20 protein-coding genes are annotated in these 25,170 nt (G+C 70.0%); 8 read left to right on the top strand and 12 right to left on the bottom strand.

The window, feature by feature from the left end:
- The first annotated feature begins 225 nt into the window (after positions 1 to 225).
- On the top strand, positions 226 to 1,362 hold the full coding sequence (locus tag ACIBJB_RS37770; protein ID WP_398937838.1) for an acyltransferase family protein: 1,137 nt from the start codon (positions 226 to 228) through the stop codon (positions 1,360 to 1,362).
- A gap of 64 nt (positions 1,363 to 1,426) precedes the next feature.
- Positions 1,427 to 2,299 (top strand): class I SAM-dependent methyltransferase, encoded by an 873-nt coding sequence (locus ACIBJB_RS37765; protein ID WP_398937729.1) that lies wholly within the window; start codon positions 1,427 to 1,429, stop codon positions 2,297 to 2,299.
- Here ACIBJB_RS37765 and ACIBJB_RS37760 read toward each other — a convergent pair.
- Positions 2,265 to 2,942, bottom strand: coding sequence for a TetR/AcrR family transcriptional regulator (locus ACIBJB_RS37760; RefSeq protein WP_398937727.1), 678 nt, complete (start codon positions 2,940 to 2,942; stop codon positions 2,265 to 2,267). The genes ACIBJB_RS37765 and ACIBJB_RS37760 overlap by 35 nt on opposite strands.
- A gap of 70 nt (positions 2,943 to 3,012) precedes the next feature.
- Here ACIBJB_RS37760 and ACIBJB_RS37755 point away from each other — a divergent pair, with 70 nt between their 5' ends.
- The gene (locus tag ACIBJB_RS37755) at positions 3,013 to 4,413 is read left to right on the top strand and encodes an FAD-dependent oxidoreductase (protein ID WP_398937725.1); all 1,401 of its coding nucleotides are present in this window, start codon (positions 3,013 to 3,015) and stop codon (positions 4,411 to 4,413) included.
- On the opposite strand, the gene leuE is transcribed toward ACIBJB_RS37755, so the two are convergent.
- A complete protein-coding gene (gene leuE / locus ACIBJB_RS37750; RefSeq protein WP_398937722.1) occupies positions 4,403 to 5,053 on the bottom strand; it encodes a leucine efflux protein LeuE in 651 nt (216 codons plus the stop codon). The genes ACIBJB_RS37755 and leuE overlap by 11 nt on opposite strands.
- Before the next feature lie 17 nt (positions 5,054 to 5,070).
- On the bottom strand, positions 5,071 to 6,651 hold the full coding sequence (locus tag ACIBJB_RS37745) for a methylmalonyl-CoA mutase (RefSeq protein WP_398937720.1): 1,581 nt from the start codon (positions 6,649 to 6,651) through the stop codon (positions 5,071 to 5,073).
- A gap of 123 nt (positions 6,652 to 6,774) precedes the next feature.
- Between ACIBJB_RS37745 and ACIBJB_RS37740 the strand changes: the two genes are divergently transcribed.
- Complete coding sequence (locus ACIBJB_RS37740; RefSeq protein ID WP_398937718.1) at positions 6,775 to 7,599, top strand: L,D-transpeptidase family protein; 825 nt, start codon at positions 6,775 to 6,777, stop codon at positions 7,597 to 7,599.
- 226 nt (positions 7,600 to 7,825) lie between these two features.
- Here the strand turns inward: ACIBJB_RS37740 and ACIBJB_RS37735 are convergent, their stop codons facing one another.
- Both ACIBJB_RS37735 and ACIBJB_RS37730 read right to left on the bottom strand, forming a co-directional pair.
- A complete protein-coding gene (locus tag ACIBJB_RS37735) occupies positions 7,826 to 8,875 on the bottom strand; it encodes a hypothetical protein (protein ID WP_398937716.1) in 1,050 nt (349 codons plus the stop codon).
- The gene (locus ACIBJB_RS37730) at positions 8,875 to 9,537 is read right to left on the bottom strand and encodes an RNA polymerase sigma factor (RefSeq protein WP_069763508.1); all 663 of its coding nucleotides are present in this window, start codon (positions 9,535 to 9,537) and stop codon (positions 8,875 to 8,877) included. Before ACIBJB_RS37730 ends, ACIBJB_RS37735 begins: the two co-directional genes overlap by 1 nt.
- 948 nt (positions 9,538 to 10,485) lie before the next feature.
- Between ACIBJB_RS37730 and ACIBJB_RS37725 the strand changes: the two genes are divergently transcribed.
- Positions 10,486 to 11,382: an S-4TM family putative pore-forming effector gene (locus tag ACIBJB_RS37725; protein WP_398937714.1), complete on the top strand. Its 897-nt coding sequence runs from the start codon at positions 10,486 to 10,488 to the stop codon at positions 11,380 to 11,382.
- The gene (locus tag ACIBJB_RS37720) at positions 11,379 to 14,987 is read left to right on the top strand and encodes an AAA family ATPase (RefSeq protein WP_398937711.1); all 3,609 of its coding nucleotides are present in this window, start codon (positions 11,379 to 11,381) and stop codon (positions 14,985 to 14,987) included. Before ACIBJB_RS37725 ends, ACIBJB_RS37720 begins: the two co-directional genes overlap by 4 nt.
- Here ACIBJB_RS37720 and ACIBJB_RS37715 read toward each other — a convergent pair.
- Positions 14,984 to 15,559, bottom strand: coding sequence for a hypothetical protein (locus ACIBJB_RS37715; RefSeq protein ID WP_398937709.1), 576 nt, complete (start codon positions 15,557 to 15,559; stop codon positions 14,984 to 14,986). The two genes, ACIBJB_RS37720 and ACIBJB_RS37715, sit on opposite strands and share 4 nt — an antisense overlap.
- Before the next feature lie 210 nt (positions 15,560 to 15,769).
- Here ACIBJB_RS37715 and ACIBJB_RS37710 point away from each other — a divergent pair, with 210 nt between their 5' ends.
- The gene (locus ACIBJB_RS37710; RefSeq protein WP_398937707.1) at positions 15,770 to 16,027 is read left to right on the top strand and encodes a hypothetical protein; all 258 of its coding nucleotides are present in this window, start codon (positions 15,770 to 15,772) and stop codon (positions 16,025 to 16,027) included.
- 269 nt (positions 16,028 to 16,296) lie between these two features.
- Here the strand turns inward: ACIBJB_RS37710 and ACIBJB_RS37705 are convergent, their stop codons facing one another.
- The 4 genes from ACIBJB_RS37705 to ACIBJB_RS37690 all read right to left on the bottom strand — a co-directional run bounded on the left by ACIBJB_RS37705 (position 16,297) and on the right by ACIBJB_RS37690 (position 20,545).
- Positions 16,297 to 17,802, bottom strand: a complete 1,506-nt coding sequence (locus tag ACIBJB_RS37705) for an ATP-binding protein (protein ID WP_398937705.1) — start codon at positions 17,800 to 17,802, stop codon at positions 16,297 to 16,299.
- Positions 17,803 to 18,147: 345 nt separating this feature from the next.
- Positions 18,148 to 18,927: an endonuclease/exonuclease/phosphatase family protein gene (locus tag ACIBJB_RS37700; RefSeq protein ID WP_398937836.1), complete on the bottom strand. Its 780-nt coding sequence runs from the start codon at positions 18,925 to 18,927 to the stop codon at positions 18,148 to 18,150.
- 188 nt (positions 18,928 to 19,115) lie between these two features.
- Positions 19,116 to 19,931, bottom strand: coding sequence for a hypothetical protein (locus ACIBJB_RS37695; RefSeq protein WP_398937703.1), 816 nt, complete (start codon positions 19,929 to 19,931; stop codon positions 19,116 to 19,118).
- Positions 19,928 to 20,545 (bottom strand): RNA polymerase sigma factor, encoded by a 618-nt coding sequence (locus tag ACIBJB_RS37690; protein WP_398937701.1) that lies wholly within the window; start codon positions 20,543 to 20,545, stop codon positions 19,928 to 19,930. Before ACIBJB_RS37690 ends, ACIBJB_RS37695 begins: the two co-directional genes overlap by 4 nt.
- A 270-nt stretch (positions 20,546 to 20,815) precedes the next feature.
- On the opposite strand from ACIBJB_RS37690, the gene ACIBJB_RS37685 reads away from it, so the two are divergent.
- Positions 20,816 to 23,008 (top strand): peptidoglycan recognition protein, encoded by a 2,193-nt coding sequence (locus ACIBJB_RS37685; RefSeq protein WP_398937700.1) that lies wholly within the window; start codon positions 20,816 to 20,818, stop codon positions 23,006 to 23,008.
- Between the two features lie 4 nt (positions 23,009 to 23,012).
- Here ACIBJB_RS37685 and ACIBJB_RS37680 read toward each other — a convergent pair whose 3' ends face one another.
- On the bottom strand, positions 23,013 to 24,485 hold the full coding sequence (locus ACIBJB_RS37680; protein ID WP_398937698.1) for an MFS transporter: 1,473 nt from the start codon (positions 24,483 to 24,485) through the stop codon (positions 23,013 to 23,015).
- Positions 24,486 to 24,559: 74 nt separating this feature from the next.
- Positions 24,560 to 24,964 (bottom strand): hypothetical protein, encoded by a 405-nt coding sequence (locus tag ACIBJB_RS37675; protein WP_398937695.1) that lies wholly within the window; start codon positions 24,962 to 24,964, stop codon positions 24,560 to 24,562.
- Positions 24,965 to 25,170: the final 206 nt, after the last annotated feature.

Genomic DNA, 25,170 nt, shown 5'->3' with positions numbered 1-25,170 from the left:
TTCTTGCCAAAGCAAAGACAAGTTCACGGGTTTATTGCGACGTGGGGGGATTCTGGGCGAACTTAGAAAGCCAAAACGACATACAGGTGAACTCACCGGGACCAGGCGGCTAATGGTTGGCCCGCCGAGTAAGACATCGCCGTGATTCGGACTAACGTGCTGGGGCGCGCCCACAGGAGTGACATAGGCTCCGCAGAGCTTGCGAAGGGGATTTCCGTGACCAGCATGACCGTCCGGCCGGCGGCCGACCTGCCCCGGCGGCCGGAAGGGCCGCAGCCCGTGGGGCCGCCGTCCGCACCACGCCCCCGGGAGAGCCGGCTGAGGGCCCTGGACGGGCTGCGGCTGGTGGCCGCGCTGATGGTGGCGGCGTACCACTACGGCGGCCGGGGCGGCGAGATCACCAAGGCCTGGGGAAGCTCCGCACAACAGCAGTTCCCCACGCTACACACGTATTTCTCCTACGGCTGCCTCGGCGTCCAGGTCTTTTTCGTGATCAGCGGTTTCGTGATCTGCATGAGCGGCTGGGGGCGGCCCCTGAAGTCGTTCTTCGCCTCCCGCGCCTCCCGGCTCCTGCCCGCGTACTGGTTCGCCGTTCTGCTGGTCACGGCGGTGTTCGCGCTGCCGGTGGTCGCCTACGAGGCGCTGTCGCCGAGCGATGTCCTGGTGAACCTGACCATGCTTCAGCAGCCGCTGGGCGTGGACCGGGTGCTCGGGGTGTGCTGGACGCTGTGGGCGGAGGTCCGCTTCTACGTCCTGTTCGCGCTGTGCGTGGTCCTGCCCGGGGCCTCCCGGCGCCGGGTGATCATGTTCTGCGCGGGCTGGACACTGGCGGCGGCGATCACCCAGGCCGCGCACCAGCCGCTGCTCGAGGTGGTGTTCATGCCCGAGTACGCCCCGTTCTTCATCGGCGGTGTCGGCCTCTACCTCGTCCACCGCGACCGGCGGGACGTGTACGCGTGGGGCATCGTCGCGGTCAGCTTCCTGATCGGGCAGCACTACGCGGTCCGGTCGCTGTGGAACGCGTCCGACCCGAACGCCTTCGCCCACCGCACCACGCTGGGCATCGTGCTGGTGGTGGCCTTCGGCTTCCTCGCCGTCGCGGCGATCGCCCTGGGCTGGCTGAGCTGGGCGAACTGGCGCTGGCTGACGGTGGCGGGGGCGCTGACGTACCCCTTCTACCTGGTGCACGAGCACCTGGGTTGGGTGGTCGTGCACGCACTGCACGTCCGCCTCGGCGTGCCCGCGGCCGGGACCTTCGCGCTGACGATCGCCGGGATGCTGCTGCTGGCCTGGCTGATGAACCGCTACGTCGAGAAGCCGCTGACTCCGCGTCTGCGCTCGGCGCTGGCCCGCCGGCTCTGAAGCTGTTCACCCGACGTTCAGCGGGCCGCCAGTTGGGCCGGGCGTGGGCGAGCAAGCATGTCTCATGGCCGACTCACAGCAGACCCCCAAGCTCCCCGGTGAACTGAAGGACGTCCCCGGCTGGTTCCCGCCGCTCGACCAGGTGCTGTTCACCTGGTTCCTGGAGAAACAGCAGCTCGCCGGAGACCTCCTCGAACTCGGCGTCTACATGGGCAAGAGCGCGATCCTGCTCGGGCACCACCTGCGCCCGGGCGAGGCGTTCACCGTCTGCGACCTGTTCGGCGGCGAGGCCCCCGACGGCGCGAACCGCGCGGAGACCTCCAAGTCGTACGCATCCCTCACCCGCGAGACCTTCGAGCGCAACTACCTCTCCTTCCACGACACCCTGCCGAGGGTGATCGAGGCCCCCACCTCGGTCATCTCCGGCGAGGTGAAGGCGGACACCTGCCGCTTCGTCCACATCGACGCCTCGCATCTGTACGAGCACGTGCGCGACGACATCGGCGCGGCGCGCGAGATCCTGCTGCCGGACGGGCTGGTCGTCCTGGACGACTTCCGCTCCGAGCACACCCCCGGTGTCTCCGTCGCCGTGTGGGAGGCCGTGCTGAACCGCGGGCTGCGGCCGATCTGCCTCAGCACGCAGAAGCTGTACGGCACGTGGGGGGACCCGGAGCCGGTACAGGAGGAGCTGCTGGCCATGCTCCAGGAGCGCACGGACGTCGGGCTGAGTGTGCAGGAGGCGGCCGGTCACCGCCTGATTCGGGCGCGGGCGCAGAAGATGCAGGCGCCGCCGTTCCCCCGCTCCCGGCACTATGTCGCACCGGCCCCCGCGCCCGCCCCCGCTCCGAAGCCGCGCCGGTCTCCGGCCCGGCGGATCGCCGTGGACCTGTTGCCGCCCGTGGTCACGCGTGCGGTGCGGAAGGTGCGGGCCCGGTAGGCCGGTACTGCTTCTCGATTCCTTCCAGGACCAGGGCCAAGCCCTCCTCGTAATGCCGCTCGAAGTCCTGGAAGATCTCCGCGCCCGCCGCCGCCGACAACGGGAAGCCGGCCATCAGGCGGGCGCGTTCCGCCACGTCGAAGCCTTCCCGGCGCTCGCCGGGCAGCGGCTCCACGCCCTGTTCCTCGATGACGAAGCCGAGGGTGTACAGATACGACGTCGACGTGGCCCGGACCGCCTGGGCGAGGGTGAATCCGGCGGCCGTGAACAGGCGCAGGGTGTCCTCCATCTGCTCGACGTGGACCAGGCCCGTGAAGCGTGAGCCGCTGTAGACCTTGGCGCCGTCGCGATAGCCGAGCAGAGCCGTGCGCAGGCCACGGTTGGACTTCAGCAGCCGTTCGCGCCAGGTGTCGGCCGGGTCGAGCTCGCTCCCGGCGACCATGCGCCGGAACATCTCCGTCGCCATCTCGTCGAGCAGCGCCTGCTTGTCCTTGAAGTGCCAGTACAGGGCGGGGGCCTTGACGTCGAGCTCCTTGGCGATGGCCCGCAGGGTGAGACCGTCGAGGCCCACCTCGTTCAGGAGCTTCAGGGCGGTGTCGGCGACCCGGGCGCGGTCCAGGGGCGGGCGTTTCTCCGTACTCACGCTTGACAGCTTAACAGCGTTAAGGGCACTCTCGACGGCAGCTGCACTTAACAGCGTTAAGGAGATGGGTATGAACACGGACGTACTGGTCGTCGGCGCCGGCCCCACGGGGCTCGCCCTCGGCATCGACCTCGCCCGGCGGGGTGTGGACGCGCTGGTCGTGGAGAAGGCGGACCGGCTGTTCCCGGGCTCACGCGGCAAGGGCCTCCAGCCGCGCACCATGGAGGTCTTCGACGACCTGGGCGTGCTCGACGCGATCCTCGCGGTCGGCGGGACCTACCCGGTCGGCATGGTGTGGCAGGACGGTGAGCGGGTCGGTGAGCACCGGATGTTCGACCCGGCCGAGGCGACGGAGGACTCGCCGTACAACGCGCCGTGGATGGTGCCGCAGTGGCGCACGCAGGAAGTGCTGTTCGCACGGCTGGAGGAGCTGGGCGGGCGGGTGTCCTTCGGCCGGGAGGTCGTGGGGTTCGAGCAGGACGCCGACGGGGTGACCGTGCGCTTCGCGGCGGGGGCGGACGTCCGCGCCCGGTACGTGGTCGCCGCCGACGGCGGGCGCTCGGTCGTCCGCCGGACGCTCGGCATCGGCATGACCGGCGAGACGGTCGACCCGAACCCGCTCCTCGTCGCGGACGTCCGCGTCACCGGCCTCGACCGGGACAACTGGCACGTCTTCCCGCCGCGCGGCGAGAGCATCGGCTACCTCGCGATCTGCCCGCTCGCCGGCACCGAGGACTTCCAGGTCGTGGCCCAGTTCCCGGAGGGCACGCAGGTGGACCTGTCCCTCGACGCCGTCCGCGCGGTCGTCGCGGCCCGCTCCCACCTGGCCGCCGAGTCGGTGACCGAGGTCCGCTGGGCCTCCGACTTCCGGCCCCGCGCGGCCTTCGCGGACCGTTTCCGCTCCGGCCGGATCTTCCTCGCCGGTGACGCGGCCCACGTCCACTCCCCCGCGGGCGGCCAGGGCCTGAACACCAGCGTCCAGGACGCGTACAACCTGGGCTGGAAGCTGGGCGCGGTGCTGCGGGGCGGTGCCCCGGCCGCCCTCCTGGACAGCTACGAGGAGGAACGCCGGCCCATCGCCGCGCAGATGCTCGGCATCTCGACGGGCGTGCACCGGGGCGAGGTCCGCCGCGGCGAGGCGACCCGCCAACTGGGCCTGGGGTACCGGGACTCGTCCCTGACCGAGGAGACACGCACGGCACCGAGCGGGCTCCGCGCGGGCGATCGCGCCCCCGACGGCAAGCTGGGCGGCGTCCGCCTCTTCGACGCGTTCCGGGGCCCGCACTGGACACTGGTGGCGGTGGGCCTGGAGGCACCGGAGCTGCCGGAATCCGTGCGGGTGGTCACCGGCGAGGAGCAACCGTCGTACGGGAAGGGACTGTTCCTCGTGCGTCCCGACGGCTATGTGGGCTGGGCGGGTGAGGACGCCTCGAAGCTGACGGGGTATGTCGGCCGCGGAATCACGCGCTAGCGAGCGACAGCTTCACGGCGAACCCGAGGAACAGCGCCCCCGCGGCCGAGGTCGCCCCCGCCGACAACCGCCGCCGGCGCCGGAACGCGTTCGCCAGCCTCGTCCCGCCGAAGATCAGCGCGGTGAGGTACAGGAAGCTGGCCAGCTGGGCGAAGGTGCCCAGGACGACGAACGAGATCGCCGGATACGCGTAGCCCGGATCCACGAACTGCACGAAGAAGGCGACGAAGAACAGGATCGCCTTGGGGTTGAACAGGCTGATCACGAGAGCCCTGCGATACGGTCGCTCGTCACCGGTCCCGGCGACGGGAGCCTCCTCGGCGGCCTGCTCCCGCCGGGTCCGCCACATCCCCCACGCGGCCCGCAGCATCCCCACCGCGAGCCAGGTCAGATACCCGGCGCCCGCGTACTTCACGATCCCGAACAGCACGGCGTTGGCCTGGAGCAGCGAGGCGACCCCGGCCGCGGACAGGGTCATCAGCACGGCGTCCCCGCACCAGACGCCCGCCGCCGCCGTGTACCCGGCCCGCACTCCCCGCCGCGCGGCGACGGAGACGACGTACAGCGAGTTGGGCCCGGGCAGCAGGACGATCAGGACGAGGCCCGCCAGATAGGTGGGGAGGTCGATGACACCGAACATGGGAACGAGTGTCGCACTCAGAACGCGTCCGACGGGACGTACGTGCCCCACACCTCGCGCAGCGCGTTGCACACCTCGCCCACCGTCGCGCGGGCCTTGAGCGCGTCCTTCATCGGGGGGAGGACGTTGTCCTCGCCCTCGGCGGCCTTCTTCAGGGCGGCGAGGGCCGCGTCCACCGCGGACCGGTCGCGCTCGGCACGGAGCCGGGCCAGCCGCTCCGCCTGCTGGGCCTCGATGGCGGGGTCGACGCGGAGGGGCTCGTACGGCTCCTCCTCGTCGAGCTGGAAGCGGTTGACGCCCACGACCACCCGCTCGCCGGCGTCGGTCTCCTGGGCGATGCGGTAGGCGTTGTGCTCGATCTCGTTCTTCTGGAAGCCGTGCTCGATGGCGGCGACCGCGCCACCGAGGTCCTCGACCTTCCGCATCAGGTCCCGTGCGGCCGTCTCGACGTCGTCCGTCATGTTCTCGATCACGTACGAGCCCGCGAACGGGTCGACCGTCGCCGTCACGTCGGTCTCGTAGGCCAGCACCTGCTGGGTGCGCAGGGCCAGGCGGGCGGACTTGTCGGTCGGCAGGGCGATGGCCTCGTCGTAGGAGTTGGTGTGCAGCGACTGGGTACCGCCGAGGACCGCCGCCAGACCCTGGACGGCGACCCGGACCAGGTTGACCTCCGGCTGCTGGGCCGTCAGCTGCACCCCGGCCGTCTGCGTGTGGAAGCGCAGCATCAACGACTTCGGGTTCCGCGCACCGAACTCCTCCCGCATCACCCGCGCCCAGATCCGCCTGGCCGCACGGAACTTGGCGACCTCCTCCAGGATCGTCGTCCGCGCCACGAAGAAGAACGACAGGCGCGGGGCGAAGTCGTCGACATCCATGCCCGCCGCGACCGCCGTGCGCACGTACTCGATGCCGTCCGCCAGCGTGAACGCGATCTCCTGCGCCGGCGAGGCACCCGCCTCCGCCATGTGATAGCCGGAGATCGAGATCGTGTTCCACCTCGGGATCTCGCTCTGGCAGTACTTGAAGATGTCGGCGATCAGGCGCAGCGACGGCTTGGGCGGGAAGATGTACGTGCCGCGCGCGATGTACTCCTTCAGCACGTCGTTCTGGATCGTGCCGGTGAGCCGGTCCGCGCTGATCCCCTGCTCCTCGGCGACCAGTTGGTACAGGAGCAGCAGGAGGGCCGCCGGGGCGTTGATCGTCATCGACGTGGACACCCGGTCCAGCGGGATCCCGCCGAACAGCACCCGCATGTCGTCGATCGAGTCGATCGCCACACCCACCTTGCCGACCTCGCCGCTCGCGATCGGGGCGTCGGAGTCGTGGCCCATCTGGGTGGGCAGGTCGAAGGCGACCGACAGACCCGTCGTGCCGTGGGCGATCAGCTGCCGGTAGCGGGCGTTGGACTCCGTCGCCGTGCCGAAACCGGCGTACTGGCGCATCGTCCAGGGGCGGCCCGTGTACATCGACGGATACACGCCCCGCGTGAAGGGGTACCCGCCCGGCTCACCGAGTTTCTCCTCGGGGTTCCAGCCCTGAAGGGTCTCGGGACCGTAGACGGGTTCGATGGGCAGTCCGGACTCCGACTCACGCGTCATGCCCACCACCGTATTGCGGTCTCGGGCGAAGCGCCGCCGGGTCGTTCGCAACCGGCCGTCCGGGGGGAGACATCTCAGGGGATGCCGGTGAGACGACAGGGGGTCCGGATGCGTACTACGGGCATGGGGAGATCGTTCGCCGCACTGCTGGTCCTGGCGCTGGCCTGCGGCTGCACGGTGCAGACCGCCGACAGGGACGGCGACGGGAAGCGGCGTCTGCCGGTACGGATCGAGGTCCCGAAGCGCAGTACGCCGCCGGCGGACGACGACCCGAAGCCGAGTGCGACACCGTCCACTCCTTCCGCCGCGCCCGCTGCCGCCGTGCTGTGGTCGCGTGGCGACTCCGGGCGGGACGTGCGGGAGTTGCAGGCCCGGCTGCGGCAGGTCGCGTGGCTCTACGACGGGCCGACGGGGTCGTACGACGATCTCACCGAACGCGCGGTCAAGGGGTTCCAGGGCAAGCGGGGGCTGCCGAGGACCGGGAGGACCGACACGGTCACCTGGAAGCGGCTGAAGGACATGACACACGAGCCGGGCAAGTGGGAGCTGTATCTGATGGGCGGGCAGCCGGCCGACGCGCCGGACGCGCGCTGTCTGACCGGGCGGGTGCTGTGCATCAGCAAGACGAGCCGGACACTGCGCTGGATGATCGACGGGCGGACGGTGACGACCGTGCCGGTCCGCTTCGGCTCGGTGGGCACGCCGACCCGTGAGGGCGTGTTCAGCGTCTACTGGAAGTCCCGGCACCATGTGTCGACGCTCTACGACTCCCCGATGCCGTACGCCATGTTCTTCAGCGGCGGCCAGGCGGTGCACTACTCGGCCGACTTCGCGGCCCACGGATACGCGGGTGGCTCGCACGGCTGCGTCAACGTGCGGGACGAGGCGGCGATCGCCGACCTGTTCGCCCAGGTACGGAACGGCGACAAGGTCGTCGTCCACTGGTGAGTTCCACGACCGAAGAGGTATTAGGGGCGCGGACGGGACCGGGGGAACGTGTCCCGCCCGCGCCAGGTGCACGAGCCGTAGGTACGGGGGGAACCCCGGCTCTGTGCGACGGCCGATGACCAGTCGGCTCACTCAGTACTGCGCCGCAGCGGCCGAAAACGTCACACCCACCGCGACCTGAATCGTGGTGGGTGAGAAAAGTGCAGGTCAACGATGCCGCGAGCGGTCAGATCGCGCTGTACGACGGACTCGGCCGCGGGGTCGGTGACATCGTTGCCCCGGGCGAGGTGAGCGGGGCGCCGGAGGTGCCGCCGTCCGGGTCGTGGTGGTTCTTGCGAGGGGACGTGAACTGGCCGTCGTCGTGGCCGTTCCCGTTCCCGTGACCGCGGCCGTTCCGGTCGCCGTGGCCGCTTTTGTCGTTGTCGTCGTTGTTGCCGGTGTCCTCGGCCTTGCCGTCGCCCTTGCGGTCGTCGGGGGCCGACTTGGCGTCGCCCCGGGTGTCGGCGCCGGACAGGACACCCCTGCAGTACTTCCACACGCGCGAGGTGCCGCCCGCCGCGTCCTCCAGGGAGCGCTTGCGGGTCGGGTCGAGGTTCTTGCCGTCGCGCACGTCCCGGCAGGCCGAGGCGGATCCGTTCCAGTCCCTGCGGGGCCGTACGCCCAGCCCTTCGGAACCCGTGTCGGGCGCCGCGCCGGTGTCGCCGCGTGCCGTGTCCCGGGAACCCGCCCCTCCGGAAGGGGAGTTCTCGGGCGAAGGCGCGACCTGAGGGGCCGAGGGCGAGACGAGCGGGCGGTCCGGTGTCGCGGCGGCCGACACCGACGCGGCGGGTTCCGGTTCGCCGTCCCCGAAGTGCGGCAGGACTCCGATTCCGGCCGCGACGGCCACTCCGCCGACCATGCCCACGGCCAGTACGGCGGCCAGTCCGAGGTGCGCCGGGCGCCACCGACGGGGCCGGCCGGTCCCCGCGTCCGGTGCGCCGATCCGCACGAGACCGGCGTCGGTGCGGCCGGCTCCGGTCCGGTGCCGACCCCGGGCGGCCGGGCTCACCCAGTCGTCCGCGCGCTCCGTGCGCACCTTGCGGAACGCGGCCAGCGCGGCCTCCTCACCGGGAAGTCCGCCGCTGGTCGGCGCGGGTTCCGCGGCCAGCGCCTCCAGCGTTTTCGCGAGTCGTTCGGCGTGGTCGCGGTCGGCCGCGTCGACAGCTTCCAGTGACTCGCCGCGCAGCAACCGCTCCGCTGTGTCGAGGTCCAGCCACCCGTAGCTCTCGTCGGCCATCACATGTCCTTCTGCGTCCGCGGACGCATATGCGTCACACTCGCGGACGTCACCGCACTGTCCTGCGGTTCTCGCTGGGGCGGCAGGGCATCGAGCGCGCCGGCCGATTCCGGATCGTCGCCGAGGAGCTCGGCGAGCCGTTTCAGACCCCGGTGCGCGGCCGTGCGTACCGCGCCGGGACGCTTGCCGAGGGTCTCGGCGGCGGTCTTGGCATCCAGGCCGACCACCACGCGCAGCACCACGGCCTCGGCCTGGTCCTGGGGCAGCCGGGCGATGAGCGAGAGGGTGCTGCCGGTGGCCAGCGCCTCGATGGCCTCGCCCGCGGTGTCCGACTCGGCGGGCTTCCCGGTCAGCTCGGTCTCGTCGCCGCCGATGGCGGGCCGGCGGCCGCGCATCCGGATGTGGTCCAGGGCGCGGTTGCGGGCTATCCGTGCGGCCCAGCCGCGGAAGCGGTCCGCGTCCCCGTCGAAACGGTCCAGGTCACGGGCTATCTGGAGCCAGGCCTCGGAGGCCACGTCCTCGGCGTCCGGATCACCGACCAGCGTCCGGACGTATCCGAGCAGCCGCGGGTGCACCGCGCGGTACACAGTCCGGAAGGCGGTCTCGTCCCCGTCCTGTGCCGCAAGCACCGCGGCAGTCAACTCCGCGTCGTCCCCCAGCACCCGTGAATCCTCAATACATGGTCGCGATCGATGGTCGCCGCTTCGAGCCGTCGAGGGGTTGTGGTGATCGCTCGAGAGTCACGCTGATCATTTCAACTTCCGCGCCCGGCGCGAAAGGCACGTTACGACCTGAAACCGCTGCTCGTCCATGTCCGTACAAAATGCAACGACCTCGTGATCCGGGGCGGGCCCCGCGGGGTGTGACAGAAACCGCATCCATGGCGCTGAAGAGAGTACGGGCCGCCGCGCGGCCCGTGCCGCGCGACGGCCGGGGCCTCTCCTGTGGGGGGTGGCGGCCCCGGCCGTCTCCGCGGTTTAGGGCTCTGACCTGGGGCGTTGCACGGAATCCGTGGGCAGCGTGACCAGCGGATCGGACGCTTCATGCGCTCCTGGTCGGTACGATGCACTCAGGCGTCTCGGATGCCGGCTCTCCGGCCCCTTCTACTCGAAGCTCACCGCGCTGACCTATGGCATGGCCCGACCAGTGACCCTTTGCAACCACACCCCCCGTCCCTGGGTGGGTGAACCATACGAAGGGCTCACCGCCTCCCGCAGAACAACGTAGGGAGCCTTTTCCAAGCTGGTAGGACTGACCAGAGTTGGCTGCCCTGCGCAACCACAAAGCTCCTGGTCGACGGGTCCAGACCAAGGTCACCAGACTCTGGTGGCAGCGACATTTCCGCCGCGTGTCAGGCCCTGCCCGCCATGACCCACGTCTGGCTTCCCCACCACTCCGTCTTTGGGCCAGGGCAAGGGTGGACGATCGGGGCCAAGGCGTTCGTCGTCTTGACGACGCCCTGCCGCACATCGTCCCGAAGGCCTGTGCCGACAGCGGTCTACGGACCGATGACGGGCGCACCGTCAGTCACCGGAGACGAACTGACCGTACCGCCATGGCTATCAGACGTGTGAAACTCACTACACAGATCTGCACACGGGGGAGGGACGTTGGCGAGCACCCATGCCATCGCGGACCAGCAGGAGAGCGTCGCGGCCATGCGTGTACTCAAAGCCATCGCCGTGGCTCACCTCCACAACCAACGGGCGCAGACGCTGAGCCTGGGCGTCTCGATCGCTCTGGCCGTCGCCGGTCTGCTGACTGGCTCGGGGTCGCGGTACGGCACCGCCATCACCCTCGGCGGCACTCTCTGGGCCGCGCTGTACATGGGGGTGATGGCGCCATGGGCCGAGCGGTACCTGCGGATCGCCGCCACTCTCCAGGAGATGTTTGACGCCGACGTGCTTGGCCTTCCGTGGAACAGCGTGGCGGTCGGCAACCGGATCGGCGACGACGAGGTGAGCCGACTGAGCCGGCGCTATCGCGGCGGCGAAGACCGGCTGCGGGGCTACTACCTCGTCGTGGACGCCGCCGCGCCCTACGACGTGCTCTTCTGCCTGGAACAGAACCTGGCCTGGGGGTCCCGGATCCGGCTGCGCTTCGCCCAGCTGATGCTCGGCGTGCTGGTGCTGTGGTCCACGGCGGGCGTCCTGCTGACCCTCGCCATTGGCGGGACGGTGAGCCGGCTGGTCACCGGCTGGTTCGTTCCCTCTCTCGGCCTGCTGCTCCTGTGCCTGGAGATGTACCGCACACAGATGACGAGCATCCAGGAGCGACTGCGCGTCCTCGGGCTGGTGCGTGCGGTCATCGACGACCCCACGTCACCGGTGATCACCACACCGGACGCGCTGACCCGCTTCGCTCGCCAGGTCCAGGACACGCTCTATCAGATGAGACGGCTCCAGCCACGCCTGCCGGCCTGGTACTTCCGGCGCTACCACGACCAGGACAAGGGCGATTTCCAGATCAGGATGCGAGAACTGGAATCGAGGTTCCCCCGCTCATGACCGTACTGGAGGAGCTGACCCGCGAGTTCGGAGACGCCGACGTCGCTTCGGCGATCATCGAGTCGCTGCGCGACAACGGCTGGAAGATCCGTGGCGACACCATCGAGGCACGCAGTCGCGGCTTCAGCGGGGCGCAGTTGGCGAAGGCACTGGTGGTCCACACCGAGGGGAAGCCCGAACCGCGTTGGTGCGTGATCAAGTACTGTCCGCCGGTGCCGTTGAAGCACCAGCGGGAGAACCGACGGCATTTGGCGGCCCTGCGGGAGGCACCCGAGGAATTTCGCCAACAGCACCTCGCCAAGGTCGCTTTTCCAACGGCCAACTGTCCCCAGGACGCTTTCGTCGTCGGCCAGTTCAAGGCCGAGGGCATTCCGCTGGGAAACGTGGATCTCGGCCAACGCGCCGACGCCTGCAAGACGATCTGGCGCAGGATGCTCCTGGGGTGGACCGGTGACTCGTACGACATTGAGCAGGCGACGGTGGCCGAGTTACTGACGCGCGAACTGGGCGACGGCTTCAAGACCGACGGATGGCTGCACGACTGGGCGCGAAAGCGCGGCCTGCTCACGCCCGACCTCCTGGAGCTGCCGGACGAGAACGAGCCGTTGCCCAACCCGTGGCGGCTGTTCACCAAGGACACGTCCGCGACCCAGAGGAAGATCCACTATCTGGTGGGCCGGACACACGGAGACCTGCACGGAGACAACGTCCTCGTGCCCCAGCACGACGGGATCGTCGACGCGAACCGCTTCCGACTGATCGACCTGGCCACCTACGACGCGCAAGGACCGCTGAGCCGGGATCTCGCCACCCTGCTGATCTCGCTCTGCTGGCGGGAGATCGGGGAGTCCTCTCTGGGCAGCCAGTCGACGTTTCTCACCTATCTGGAGCGCGACAAGCGCGACAAGCATCTCGATGGCGGCATGCAGGGCTGGGTGCGAAAGATCATCGATGCGCTTCGGGAGCCCGCACTCCAGTTCGTGACCGACAAGCACGGGGATCCGGAGCAGTGGCACAGGCAGCTGAAGGTCTCCCTGCTCGCCCAGGCGATGCTGCACAGCGCGTACACGAGCGGTACGCCGGAAGCCCGCCGCTGGTGCGCACGGCTGGCAGGTCGGCTCACCCAGGTTCTGCTGGGGCAGGTGCACCCACAGGCAGCCAGGCCGGAGTTCTTCGACGCGGGGGAGGACCTCGGGAAGGCCAGCACGGTGGCGACGCGGACGGCGAGCGGGCCGGTGCGGAGCCCATCTGCCTTCGTCGACCGCACGGGTCCACAGAGCCGTCTTCGCGCGGCGCTGGAAGATCGGGCCACCTCCGTCATCGTGGTGAGCGGTCCGGCCGGGATAGGCAAGACGGCGCTGGTGCGCGAGGTGCTCGCCGACCTGAGCTGGACGGATCCGGACGACGAGTCCTCGGTGGTTCGCTGGCACGACGCCACACCGTACGGGGAGATCGGCGTGGCGACCCTGGTCGAGGACATCGAACCACCCGGGTCGGGCCGGGCGGCCGGCCCCTTCGCACGGGCACGCCTGGAGATCGCCCTGGACGGCCTCGACGCGACCAGCGGCTTCCGGCGGGTGATCGTGATCGACTCGGCGGAGAACCTCCTCAAGGACGGGCACGCCCTGCGCGACTCGGAGCTCGACCTGGCGCTGGAGACGGTGCAAGGTCGGCAGAACCCGCTTGTCAAGGTCGTTTTCGTGACGCAGCGCATACCCGAGGCGACGGCGGGCGTGGCGTGGACGGAGAAGGCGGTCGGCATAAGCCTCAGCGGGCTCAAGCCGCCGTCACTGCGGGAGCAATTCGCCGTACTCGATCCGAGCGACAGGTACGGACTGGCCGTCCTGCCGGAGAACGACTTGCGGCGTATTCACGGTCGTCTGGCCGGCAACCCGCGGCTCGCCGAACTGCTCTCCGCGGTCATCAGCAGCGATCCGCGGAGGCTGCAGGTCCACGAGATCGGAGCGTGGCTGTCGTCCGTGCCGGCGAGCGAGGTGCATCGACGTTTGGTGCACAAGTTCATCGACCACCTTCCCGCCGAACAGCAGCGGGTGGCGGAGGGTTTGGCAGCGCTCGGCATTCCGGCCGGAACCGAAGCCGTCATCGGCATCCTGGAGCCGTATGTGCCGACGTCACGGATTGAGCCGGCCTTGCGAGCGCTTGTCGCTGCTCGTCTAGTACTGGAGCGCCGGGACGGCCGCCGATATCTGCGAAAGAGCGAGATCGAGGCGGTCCTCAGCCGCCTGGCCGACGGTGATCGGCGGGCGGACGGAGACGAGCCGCCGACCCGGCGCGCCCTCCTGCTGCGAGCGGCCGTGGTGTTGCAGGGCATGCAGAAGGACGACGACGACGTCCACGGCATGGTCGACCTGCACGCGCACTTCGCGCGCGTCGACGTCTGGCTCCGGGCCGGACTGCACGACTGCGCCCACGACCTCATCGAATCGATGGACGACCTGGTGCACCGCTGGGGCAGCGGGACCGAGCTGCGGACCCAGCGGGAAGCCATACGTGGCCGGCTCGGTGACGACCGGGAAGGCGAGATGGTGAACCTCGCCGGGCTGGGAAACATCTACTCGTACAGCGGCGACTTCCCCGCTGCCCGGTCCGCCTACCAGATCGCCCTCACCATGGCCCAGGAGGACCAGAACCGTGAGGCGATACGCGGAATCCACATCGGCATGGGCGTCATGTTCTGGGAACACGGCCACCTAGCGGAGGCCGAAAAGCACTACAGGTGGGCGTGGGGACTGGCGGGCGAGGACGACGATGACGGCGACCGTGCCGCCGCGCTGACCGGACTGGCCGACTGCCGACAGCGGCAGGGCAACTACCGGCGCGCTATCGAGGACGCCCTCTCGGCTTTCGAAGCCGCTCAGGAGACCGAGCCCGAACTGGCGTCCGGTGCCGCGTTGCGGCTGGCCCGGTGGTACGCCGAGCTGAACGAGATCCCGAACGCACTGACGATGGTGGCCAGGTGCGACGAGTTGGTCACGGCCCGCCCAGATCCCTCGATCCAGGCGGACCTGCTCAGCGCGAGGGCCGAGCTGTACCTCTATCAGGACAGGTACAGCGAGGCGCGATGGATGGTCGAGCGGGCGATCGGTATCGCACGCGACCACCGGGATCCGATCAACCTGCGGCGGTCGCTCACCGTATTGGCCCTCACGCACGTGCACATGGGCGATCTCCCGGCGGCCCGGAAGGCGATCGAGGAGTCGGCCCGCTACCGGGTGGCCGGCAAGGAGACCGTGGAACTCGCGCTGCGGGGGATCATCGCGCATCGCTCCGGTCTCCCGGGCACCGCGAGGGATCTCTTCCAGCAACTCCACGACGAGACCGGCCAGCGCGCCAGGGCGGACACGCATGACCTGGTGGCGTGGGACTTCACAGGTATCGCCCGGTGCTATTCGGTCCTCATCGACGACGACGAACCCGCGGCGGCACTGGAGGCGTTCCGTCAGGCACGGCCTGAGCCGGCCGAGCGGACGCCCGGGCTGGACGACCGGCTGAGGTTCATGGTGGAGATCCTGGCCAACGGTGACCCGCGCCTCGAACCGGTACTCACGCAGTTGGCGCGCATGCGACCGGGCCGCGCCGGCTAGTTCTCGAACCAGCCCTTGTCGTGCGCCAGCATGATGGCCTCCAGGCGGGTACTGACGCCGATCCTCTGGTAGAACGCCCGGAGCAGCCGGTACATCGCCCGCTCCGAGTAGCCGCTGTCCGAGGCCAGCCGGGACACGGTCCAGCCGTCGGAGAGCCGACGCAACCAGGCGATCTGCTCCGCGGAGGGAACCGCGCCGCGTGGGGCCCGGCCGCCCCGCCCGGTCACCAAAAGATCGACGACATCGGTCGGCATCACCGCCTCGCCGTCGATGGTCGCGGACACCGCCCGCTGCAACGCCGACACCGTCGCCTCGCGCGCCACCACCGACCGGGCACCGGCCCGCATGGCTCGCACGCCCAGCGAGGCATCGCCGGCGGACGGCAGCGCGACGACGAGCGGGCGGGGCCGTAGGCGACACAGTGCGGTAAGCCGGTCCAGGTCTTCTGCGGAGTGGAGGGTCAGCAGCACCACCCCGCCCGGGTGTTCACGCAGCCAGGCTTCAGCGTTCGCGGGCTCCTCGACGAGCTGCCCCAGGCTCGACAACGACGCTGCGACGCCATGTCGGAACACCGGCAAGGGGTCCAGGACCGCGACATGAACGGTGGTCGTGACCTGCCCCTCCCTGTGACTGCCGCGCTACCGGCCGGACCGCAGCCGACAGCTTAGGGCGGGTCAGGAACCCGCCAGCGGGCGGTCATGGCTGCGCACGATCAGTCATGGACCTGCAACACTCCGCTCCCCTAGCGTCGGATCGTCCATCGACGCTTGGGGGAGGCGCGCGTGGTCTATTCCGACGATTCCGGTCGCCGCATCCGTCGGCGCGTCAAGCGCCGCGCTCCATCCGCCGATAGCGGAATCGACGAGGCCAAGGCGCGATACATCCGCCAGGTCGCAGCGGAAAACCCCCGGTTCACGCCCGACGAGGTGCACGCAAAGATTTACTACGACCGGGGCCGCCACGACATTTCCAAGGACATGGTGCGCAAGGTCCTTGCCAGGCCTCGCCCCAGACTCCCGCTATGGCCCTTCCGGCGTTGACGATGGCCTGAGACCTCGACTTGGTGGACGTCAAGAGGGCGCCCAACCGGCCACATCTTCCGCGTGGAACGTGGAATCCCCGAGGGAGGCCGCCCCTGACGGCGGTGGGCCGGCCGTGAGGAGGGCTGATGTCTTCAGTCGGACAGGACAGCTCAAGAAGCGGATGTCGTGGGCCGAAAGACCAGCGTGGCGCTCCGACAACCGTTGCACGTAAGCCGGCGTCAAGCCGTCCGCCAGTGGCTTGGCAAGCTCGCCACGGGCGCCGGCCGTCAGCTGCTGTAGAGGGTGGGCAGATCGACCAGGAGGACGTCGACACGACTATGAGCCAGTTCGACCAGGTCGGGATAGAAGCCGTGCAGGGAGTACAGGGCCAGAGTGGTGGCAGCGGTGTCGTACCCCTGATCCGCGAGCAGGGCACGGATACGTTCCAGGCGCTCCAGGTCACCGGTCCCACGGCGCGCGGCGGTCGCCTTGGCCTCGCCCAGCAGCGCGATCCTCGCGCGAGGAGCCTGCGGGCGCTCGCCGGCGGCCAGGGCGATGACATCGACCTCATGCTTCGTCCGGGCGGCCTGGTCGGCGACCTCGGTGGTGCCGACCGGACCGGGCAACCCGTCGGGCAGCAGGGTGTGGGCGTAGCGACGGGTGAAGTCGCGGGCCAGGTCCTCGAAGTGCGGCCCGAGGATCTTGGAGTTGAAGGTCGGGGCGGCCTGCTGCCACACCTGCTCGGCGAAGCCCTGCTCGACAGCGGCGGCCTGCGGGAGGGTGATGAGCTGGTTGAAGCGGATGACGGGGTCGGCGAGGGTGATGACGGGGTGCTTGGAGCGGAGGATGTCCTGTTCTCGCCGGATGTAGCCGGTGGATTCCAGGACTCCGAGGGGGTGGGCGACGGCGTTGCGCGGGCGCTCGAGGGCGGCACCGATTTTGCTGGGGGTGGTGGCACCGTTCGCGATCGCGGTGAGGATGTCGTAGTACAGCGTGTGCTGTGTGATCCTCGGGTCCTCGCGCAGCAGGTACTCGGTCTCGGTACGCGAGTACACCGCCCGCCCCGGGTCGAGCAGCGTCCGGGTGAGCCAGGTGTCGAAGCCGTCGTCCGGATGCGGCCGGGCAGCCACCGGCCGGTAGCCGGGGGCCCCACCTAGGACCGCGTGCACCTTCAGAGCGGTCAGCGGGTCGGTGATCTGCCAGAAGGCCCGGCTGTCACGGTAGTCGAATGCGCCCAGCCGTAGATCGACCACGGCACGTCCCCGCAGCGGCTTGGTCCCTGAGAGCAGTTCGTGCATGACACTCATCGCGGAGCCGCACAGGATCAGCCGCGGACCCGGCCCGGCACCGGGCCGGGCACCCCGCTGGCGTTCGTCGTAGAGCTGCTGAAGCAGCCCCGGGATCTCGGGCGAGTGCTGGAGCAGATATGGCAACTCGTCGATCACCAGGAGCGGATGCGACGAACGGGCGGTCACATCAAGGGCATTGGACAGAACGTCACGCCAGTCGTTCAGACGCAGACTCCCCGGCCGCAAGCCGGCGTGGGCGGCGACCGCGTCACTGAACCGCTGGATCGCGGGCAGCCGCCCCTCCTCCCGGACCGCTGTGACGTACAGGCCGCCGACCTGCTCGGACAGGGCTTGCAGAAGGTACGACTTCCCATGTCGCCGCCGCCCCGACACAATGCCGAGCCTCATCGCCGGATCTGGGTCAGTGAGGAACTCCGCGAGCAGATCCCACTCCCGGACCCGGTCGACCACGTCGTCCGGCTTGGCCAGCAGGCTCTTCTTCACTCGCCCTCCCACACACCGACTGCGAACGAAATCCGTCTAAGTCTACTTCGACAGAAACCGTCGAACTGGAATTCATCGCTTCGGTAGCCGAGCCCGAGGCTCCGGCGTGATGGCGCGGCAGCCCGCAGAGGGCTGAACCCCGACACGTGACCAGCGCGTGACCAGTAGCGGTCAGGAACAGGCAGAAACACCTAGAGGGGGCCGATCCAGACGGGAAGTGACAACCCGGCCCCGGACAACAAAATGCCTGTTCAGAGGCCCTTCACGCTTCTGTCGGACCAGGGGTGGCGGCCCCGGCCGTCTCCGCGGTTGCCGCTGTTGATGAGCGCTCCGCGGGTGTCGTCGTCACCCGTCAAGATCGGCCACCACGGCGTAGTGATCAGATGGGGCCAGGTCACCGGTGCCGGCCAGCGCCGTAGCCCGGAAGGTGAGGGGGTGGCCGGGGGCTCCGGAGCGGGCGAGAAGGTGATCGATCCGCCCATCTGCCAGCCACTCGTCGGGGTCGACGAACCGGTTCTCCGTGGTGAAGGTGTAGCCGGGGTCACCGGGATGTGTGGTGGCCCAGGCATCGACGAGAGCCTGTGCCAGGGGCTGGAACTCCGGTGTCTCGGGCCGCGAGTTGAGGTCGGCGGCAAGAATGGCCGGTAGCGGTCCGTCGAGAGCCGGGTCGGTGAGGAGTGCGGCCAGGGCGCGGTTCTGGGCGAGCCGGGCACCCTCACGTTCGGCCTGCCAGTCGGGGCAGGCGGTCACTACGTGCAGCGGGCCGGCCGGGTGGTCAAAGGTGACCGCGAGTGCGACCGAGGGCTCACCGTGCTCCGGTGGGCTGCCAGCGGGTCCGTCGGGCAGGAGGTGCAGCCGGTGTCCGAGGACTGGCCACCGACCGAGCACCGCCAGGCCAAGGACAACATGATCGGAGTCACCTGGCTGTGGCCGTGGCATCCGGCTCCGGCCGAAGACCGCGTGGAGACCGAGTCGCGCTGCCAACTCGTCGGCCTGGCAGCCATCATGCGTGCTCCACGTCTCCTGCAGGCACACGATGTCGGCTCGCAGCGTCTCCAGGGTCGCCGCAATGAGTGGAGCTCGCTCGCGCCACGGCCCGAAGCGACCCCAGACGTTCCAGGTCATTACGCGCATTCCGCGAGATTACTGTCTCAAGCAGGCTGGGCGTGAGCTCGGTGGTGGCATCTCGGCGCATGGGCCCCTTTGGTCGGCGAGGCCGCAACAGCAGATGACGCATGGCGCTCATCGCGGAGCCGCACAGGATCAGCCGCGGCACCGGACCGATCGCCCGCTGACGCTCGTCGTGGAGTACGTCACTGCTGCTTGGACTTGTTCTTGTCCGCGTTCTGGGGGGCGCTCGCCTTGCCCTTCTGCTTCCCCGGTTTCGCGTCACCCGCGTCACCCGCGTCACCCGGGTCACCCGCGTCGGCCGTCCCCGTGCCCGTGCCCGTCAGCGTGGCGCAGTAGGCGCTCACGTTCGCCTCCCCGCCGGCCGCGGCCACGAGCCGCTGGTACGCCGTGGAGTCCAGTGCCTTGCCCCGGCCCCGGAGTTTCTCGTAGGCGCGGCAGTGGGCCAGGGTGTCCTTCGCGGTGGGCGGGCGCTCGGCAGGGGCTGACGCGGTGGGCCTCGCGCTGCTGTGCGACTCGGCCGGGGTGCTCGCCGAGGCGCTCGGGCGTACGTCCTTGCCGCCCGCCGCCCCCTTGGCCTCACCGCCGCCCGCCGAGCCGATCGCCGCGTAGGCGACACCGCCGAGGGTGAGACTCGCGAGGAGCGCGGAGAGCGTCGCCTTCAGCGAACGTGCCCGGCGCCGCTGCGAGCGGGGCCGCCAGTCGTCCCGCCGCCGGGTCCGCGCCCGGTGCGCCCCGGCGTCCCTCGCCGCCCGGAAGGCGGCCACGGCCCGCCGCTCCGCCTCGCCGTCGGACTTCTCCCCACGGAGGGCCGCGGCGAGCAGCGCCTCGAGGGCGGTGTCGTCGTGGGCGGCGTCGTCGTGCGACTGCCACCCCTCCCGTGCGGTCCGGCCCCGCAGGGTCTCCTCCCGGCGCGCATGCCGACGGCCGGGGGCATCGCCGCTCCGCTCGTCACCCATGCCGTGTCCGTCCCTGTCCGAGGTGGTGTCCTCACCTGTCATGTCGACTCCCCCAGCGTCCGGGGGCCTTCATCCGTCACACTCTCGGCGCCCAACTGCTGCGCCAGCCGCTTCAGCCCCCGGTACGCCGCGGTACGCACCGCGCCGGGGCGCTTGCCGAGGACGCGGGCGGCGGCGGGGCCGTCCAGTCCGACGACGACCCGCAGCAACACCGCCTCGGCCTGGTCGCGCGGGAGCCCCCGGACCAGTTCGAGGGCGTACTCGGTGGAGAGGGACTCCAGCGCCTGGTCGTGGGTGCTGTGCGGGCCGGGCAGGTCCAGCATGTCCTGTTCCAGCGCCGCCGACCGGGGCCGCACCCGCTGCCGGCGCAGATGGTCCAGCGCCCGGTGCCGGGCGATGGTCGCGGTCCAGCCGCGGAAACCCGCCCCGTCACCCTTGAACCGGCCCAGGTCCCGGGCGATCTCCAGCCAGGCGTCCGACGCCACGTCCTCCGCGTCCTCCCCGACCAGCCCGCGCAGATACCCGAGCAGTCCGGGCTGCACCAGCCGGTAGGCGACCGCGAAGGCAGCCTCGTCGCCCTCCTGGGCCCGCGCGACGGCCGCGCCCAGTTCCCCGTCGTACGCCTGCACGCGGCGGGGTTCCCCTCCCTGGCCCAAGAACTTTCCTGTCCGTACCGGTTCGTGGCGATTCCGCACCGTCCGGCACGGTCACACCCTTGCCCATCCCCCACGGTCAACAGCGTCGGACCTCACAGAAGTGTCACAGCAGGTCGGACATCCCGGGCACCCCGCCTCGAACACCTGTGACACCTGGCAGTGTTCGTACGCTGTCGAAGTGCCACCTGTGTGACTGGTGGTGTTTCTGTGACCTAATTCAGGGGTGGGGTAGTGAGTCGTCGAAAAAGCCGTGCGTACAGACCGCTCAGCATGAAGCGGAGGGCGTGGCTGACGCTCGGCGCGGTGGTTCTGGGAGGCGGCGGCATCGCGACCTACGCCGTCGCCAGTCCGTCGTCAGACGCCGGAGGGGGCCTGCAGCCCAAGCGGCCGGTGAAGGTCTACGACCTGACGCTGAAGGGCACCGCGGCCGGCAAGCGGGAGCTGCCGCGCACCGAGACCAAGGAGTTCTCGCTGCTCGGTGTCTCCTGGACGGGGGTGACCAAACCGCTGGAGGGCAAGGCGCAGGTCCGTACCCGCAGCAGCGAGACGGGCGAGTGGACCGCCTGGCAGGACCTGGAGACGAACATCGACCCGCCGGAGGACCCCGAGGAGCGCAGCGGCGCCCGCGGTGCGTCCGAACCGCTGTGGGTCGGTCCCTCGGACGGCGTGCAGGTGCAGGTCGTTCACGAAGACGGCACCACAAGTGCCGGACTTCCCAAGGGACTTGAGGTCAACCTCGTCGACCCGGGCATCGCGACCGCCGCGGAGCAGAAGAACGCCGGCGACGACACGGACCCGGCGGCGTTCGCCGTGGACGAGACGCCCACGCCGACACCGTCGGTGAGCGACACCACGTCCGCCTCTCCGACCGCGACCCCGAGCCCCACGGCTACGGCCACGCCTACGCCTACGCCCACGGCCACCACCCCCACCGCGCCCCCGTCGACGGTCCCCGAGCCCTCGATGGTCTCCCGCGCCGGCTGGGGCGCCGACGAGTCGCTCAGTCCCGACCCGTCGGAGTACAACGCCGACGTGAAGGCCGTCTTCGTGCACCACACGGACGGCTCCAACGACTACTCGTGCGCCGACTCCGCGTCGATCGTGCGCGGCATCTACGCGTACCACACGCAGACCAACGGCTGGAACGACATCGGCTACAACTTCCTCGTCGACAAGTGCGGCACCATCTTCGAGGGCCGCAAGGGCGGCGTGGACCTGCCGGTCCTCGGCGCGCACACCTACGGCTGGAACCGTGAGTCCGCCGGCATCGCGATCCTCGGCAACTACACCACCGCGGGCGCCTCGAACGCCGCCCTCACCTCGGTCGCCCGGATCGCGGCCTGGAAGCTCGGCCAGTACGGCGTCGACCCCAACTCGACGGTCCAGCTGAAGGCGGGAGCGACACAGCAGAACCTCGCCAAGCAGAGCTTCACCGCCGGCAGCCTCTACACCTTCAACCGGATCTCCGGCCACCGTGACGGCTACGCCACCGAGTGCCCCGGCACCTCCCTCTACAACCAGCTGCCGACCATCCGCGCCTGGGCGTCCGGCCCGGTGCAGGGCCTGAAGCTCGCCTCGCTGACCGGCGCGGCCCTGTCCGGCTCGACGTACTGGACCAAGGGCGCGATCACGGCGAAGTGGTCGGCCACCACGCCGGCTTCGCTGATCTCGAAGTTCGAGCTGCTGGTCGACGGCAAGGTCGTCGCCACCGCGCCCGGTACGGCCACCTCGGCCGCCACCACCCTGGCCGCGGGCAGCCACAAGGTCGCCGTGCGGGCCGTGCACCAGTCCGGCAAGACCGCGACGACCACCTCGCTGACGGTCGTGACCGACACCACCGCGCCGACCTTCTCCACCACACCGAAGATCACCCTGCGCACCGGCACGGTCACCACCACCGCCGCCCCGGTCACCCTGGGCTGGAAGGCCGCCGACTCCCAGGCCCTGAAGCAGGTGAGCCTGCTGTCCCCGACGACGGCCACCTTCGGCCCGACCACCACCAGCTCCAGCCGTACCGCCAAGCCCGGTACCGCGAGCACCTGGTCGATGAAGGCGTACGACGTCGCGGGCAACACCCGTACGTCGTCCCCCTCGTACACGCCGATGATCCTTCAGGAGACCTCGGCGACGAAGTCCGGTAGCTGGACCACCCGTTCGTCGACGAGCTACCTCGGAGGGAAGTCGTACTCGAGCGGTTCCAAGGGCGCGAGCCTGACCTGGACGTTCACCGGCAAGTCCGCCGCGTGGGTGGTCTCGCGGGCGTCCACCTCCGGGCAGGCGTACGTGTACGTGGACGGCACCAAGGTCGCGACCGTGGACCTGAAGTCCTCGACCACCGCCTACCGCCAGGCGATCTGGACCAAGTCCTGGGCCGGCAGCGCGAAGCACACGGTGAAGATCGTGGTGGTGGGCACCAGTGGCCGCCCGACGATCACGACGGACGGCCTGGTCTACATCAAGTAGCGCCTCAGCCCAGCGTGTCCACCGGCTCGGGCGCCCGCTCCCCCGCACCCTGGGGAGTGGGCGCCCGTTCCGCGTTCACGACGACTCCCGCGATCAGCGCGGCCAGCAGCAGCGCCCCGAACGCCCACCAGGTGGCCACGTTGAAGCCGTGCACCGTGGCCTCGGCCTGGAGCAGCCGCCGGTCCACGCCGGGTCCGGCGTGCGCGGTCAGGTAGGTCGCGGTCGCACTCGCGGCGATCGTGTTCAGCAGGGCCGTACCGATCGAACCGCCCACCTGCTGGGCCGTGTTGAAGGTCGCCGAGGCCGCCCCCGAGTCACGCGGCGCGACACTGCCGGTGGCCAGCGAGATGGAGGTCATCATCGCCGTACTCATGCCGAGACCCAGCATCAGCATCCCGGGCAGGACGTGCGAGACATACGCCGGCTCGACGCCGACCTGCGCGATGATCGCGAGCCCTCCCGCGGCCACGAGCAGTCCGGGCACGATCAGCGTCCTCGGCGGCACCTTGCTCAGCAGCCGTGCGGCGATCTGTGTCGAGCCGACGATCATCGCGGCCGTCATCGGCAGGTACGCGAGCCCGGTCTTCAGCGGCGACCATCCGAGGACGCCCTGCAGGTAGTACGTCAGGAAGAGGAACACGCCGAACATTCCGACGGTGACGAACAGCACGGTCAGGAAGGCGCCGACGCGCTGCCTGTCCTTGACCACCGACATCGGCAGCAACGGCACCCGCGCCCGGGTCTGCCACACCGCGAAGGCGGCGAGCAGCACAACTCCGGCGACCAGCAGGGTCACCACGAGCCCGTCGTCCCAACCCCGGGACGCCGCCTCGGAGAAGCCGTACACCAGCGACAGCATGCCGCCCGAGCCGAGCAGCGCGCCCGGCACGTCGAGGTGGGCGTCGGGGTGCCGTCCCCCGGGCGCGAGGATGGCCCACGCGCCCGCGAACGCGACCAGCGCGATGGGCACGTTGACGTACAGACACCAGCGCCAGTCCAGGTACTCGGTGAGCAGACCGCCCGCGAGCAGCCCGATCGCGGCGCCCGCCCCGACGATCGCCCCGAACACCCCGAAGGCCTTCGCCCGCTCCTTCGGTTCGGTGAACGTCGTCGCGAGCAGCGACAGCGCGGCCGGCGCGAGCAGCGCGGCGAACACGCCCTGCAGGGCGCGCGCCCCGAACAGCATCCCCTGCCCCGTCGCGGCCCCGCCGAGCGCGGAGGCGGCGGCGAAGCCGAGGAGCCCGATCATGAAGGTGGTCTTGCGCCCGGCGAGGTCGGCGATCCGGCCGCCGAGCAGCAGGAGCCCGCCGAAGGCGAGGGTGTAGGCGGTGATGACCCACTGTCTGTTCCCGTCCGACATGTTCAGGTCGGCCTGGGCGGACGGCAGGGCGATGTTCACGATGGTCATGTCCAGCACGACCATCAACTGGGCGAGCGCGATGACGACGAGCGCCCACCAACGACGGTTGTCGGCCATGACTCCATCGTGCGCCCGCCGCCGCCCCTTTGGGAACGGCAGCGTCTCTTATTACGGTTTTTTTGCGTCCCCGGTCAGCGCCGCACGGGACTTGTCGCGTCCCGGCACAGCAGGCGCAGCGAGCCGTCCCCGGCGAAGCAGCGGCGGGCCTCGTCCACCGGGTCCCACAGCCGTCCGTCGGGCGTACGGACCCAGTGGTCGCCGCCGCTCGTCCACCACTCGGCACCCGCCTGGCGGACCACGACCTCACCGGCGTAGGCGCCGAGCCCGCGCAGCACGGTCTCCACGGCGGCGTACGGCGCCCCGTCCCGCCGTATCTCCTCGATCAGCCGGTCGACGCGCCACAGGCTCTGCGCCGAGTAGTCGAGCCGGACCTGTGCGCCCTCGCGCAGGGCCGACACCGCGTCGGCCGCCCAGCGCACGGGTTTGGTCGCGGCGGAGGGCCTGGTGGCGGGCCTGGGTGCCTGGCGGGTCGTCACATCAGCGGTCGTATGAGCCGTCACATCAGTCATCACTTGGGGAAAGCGTCTCAGCGAGGTGTTTCGTCACCCGGATCGGGGCCATCGCGCGGACCGGTGCAGGACCGACCCACCTTCGCCGTATCCCTCCCCGGACGGTCACAGGACCCTCTCTGTAGCGAGGTTGACGCCAGTGTGACGATTCGCCCCTCCGCTGCGCTCCTGTC

It is taken from the genome of Streptomyces sp. NPDC050759, from assembly GCF_044456945.1.
Taxonomy (GTDB): Bacteria; Actinomycetota; Actinomycetes; order Streptomycetales; family Streptomycetaceae; genus Streptomyces.
The sequence above is the reverse complement of the archived record's forward strand: the minus strand, read 5'-3'. Positions and strand labels throughout refer to the sequence as shown.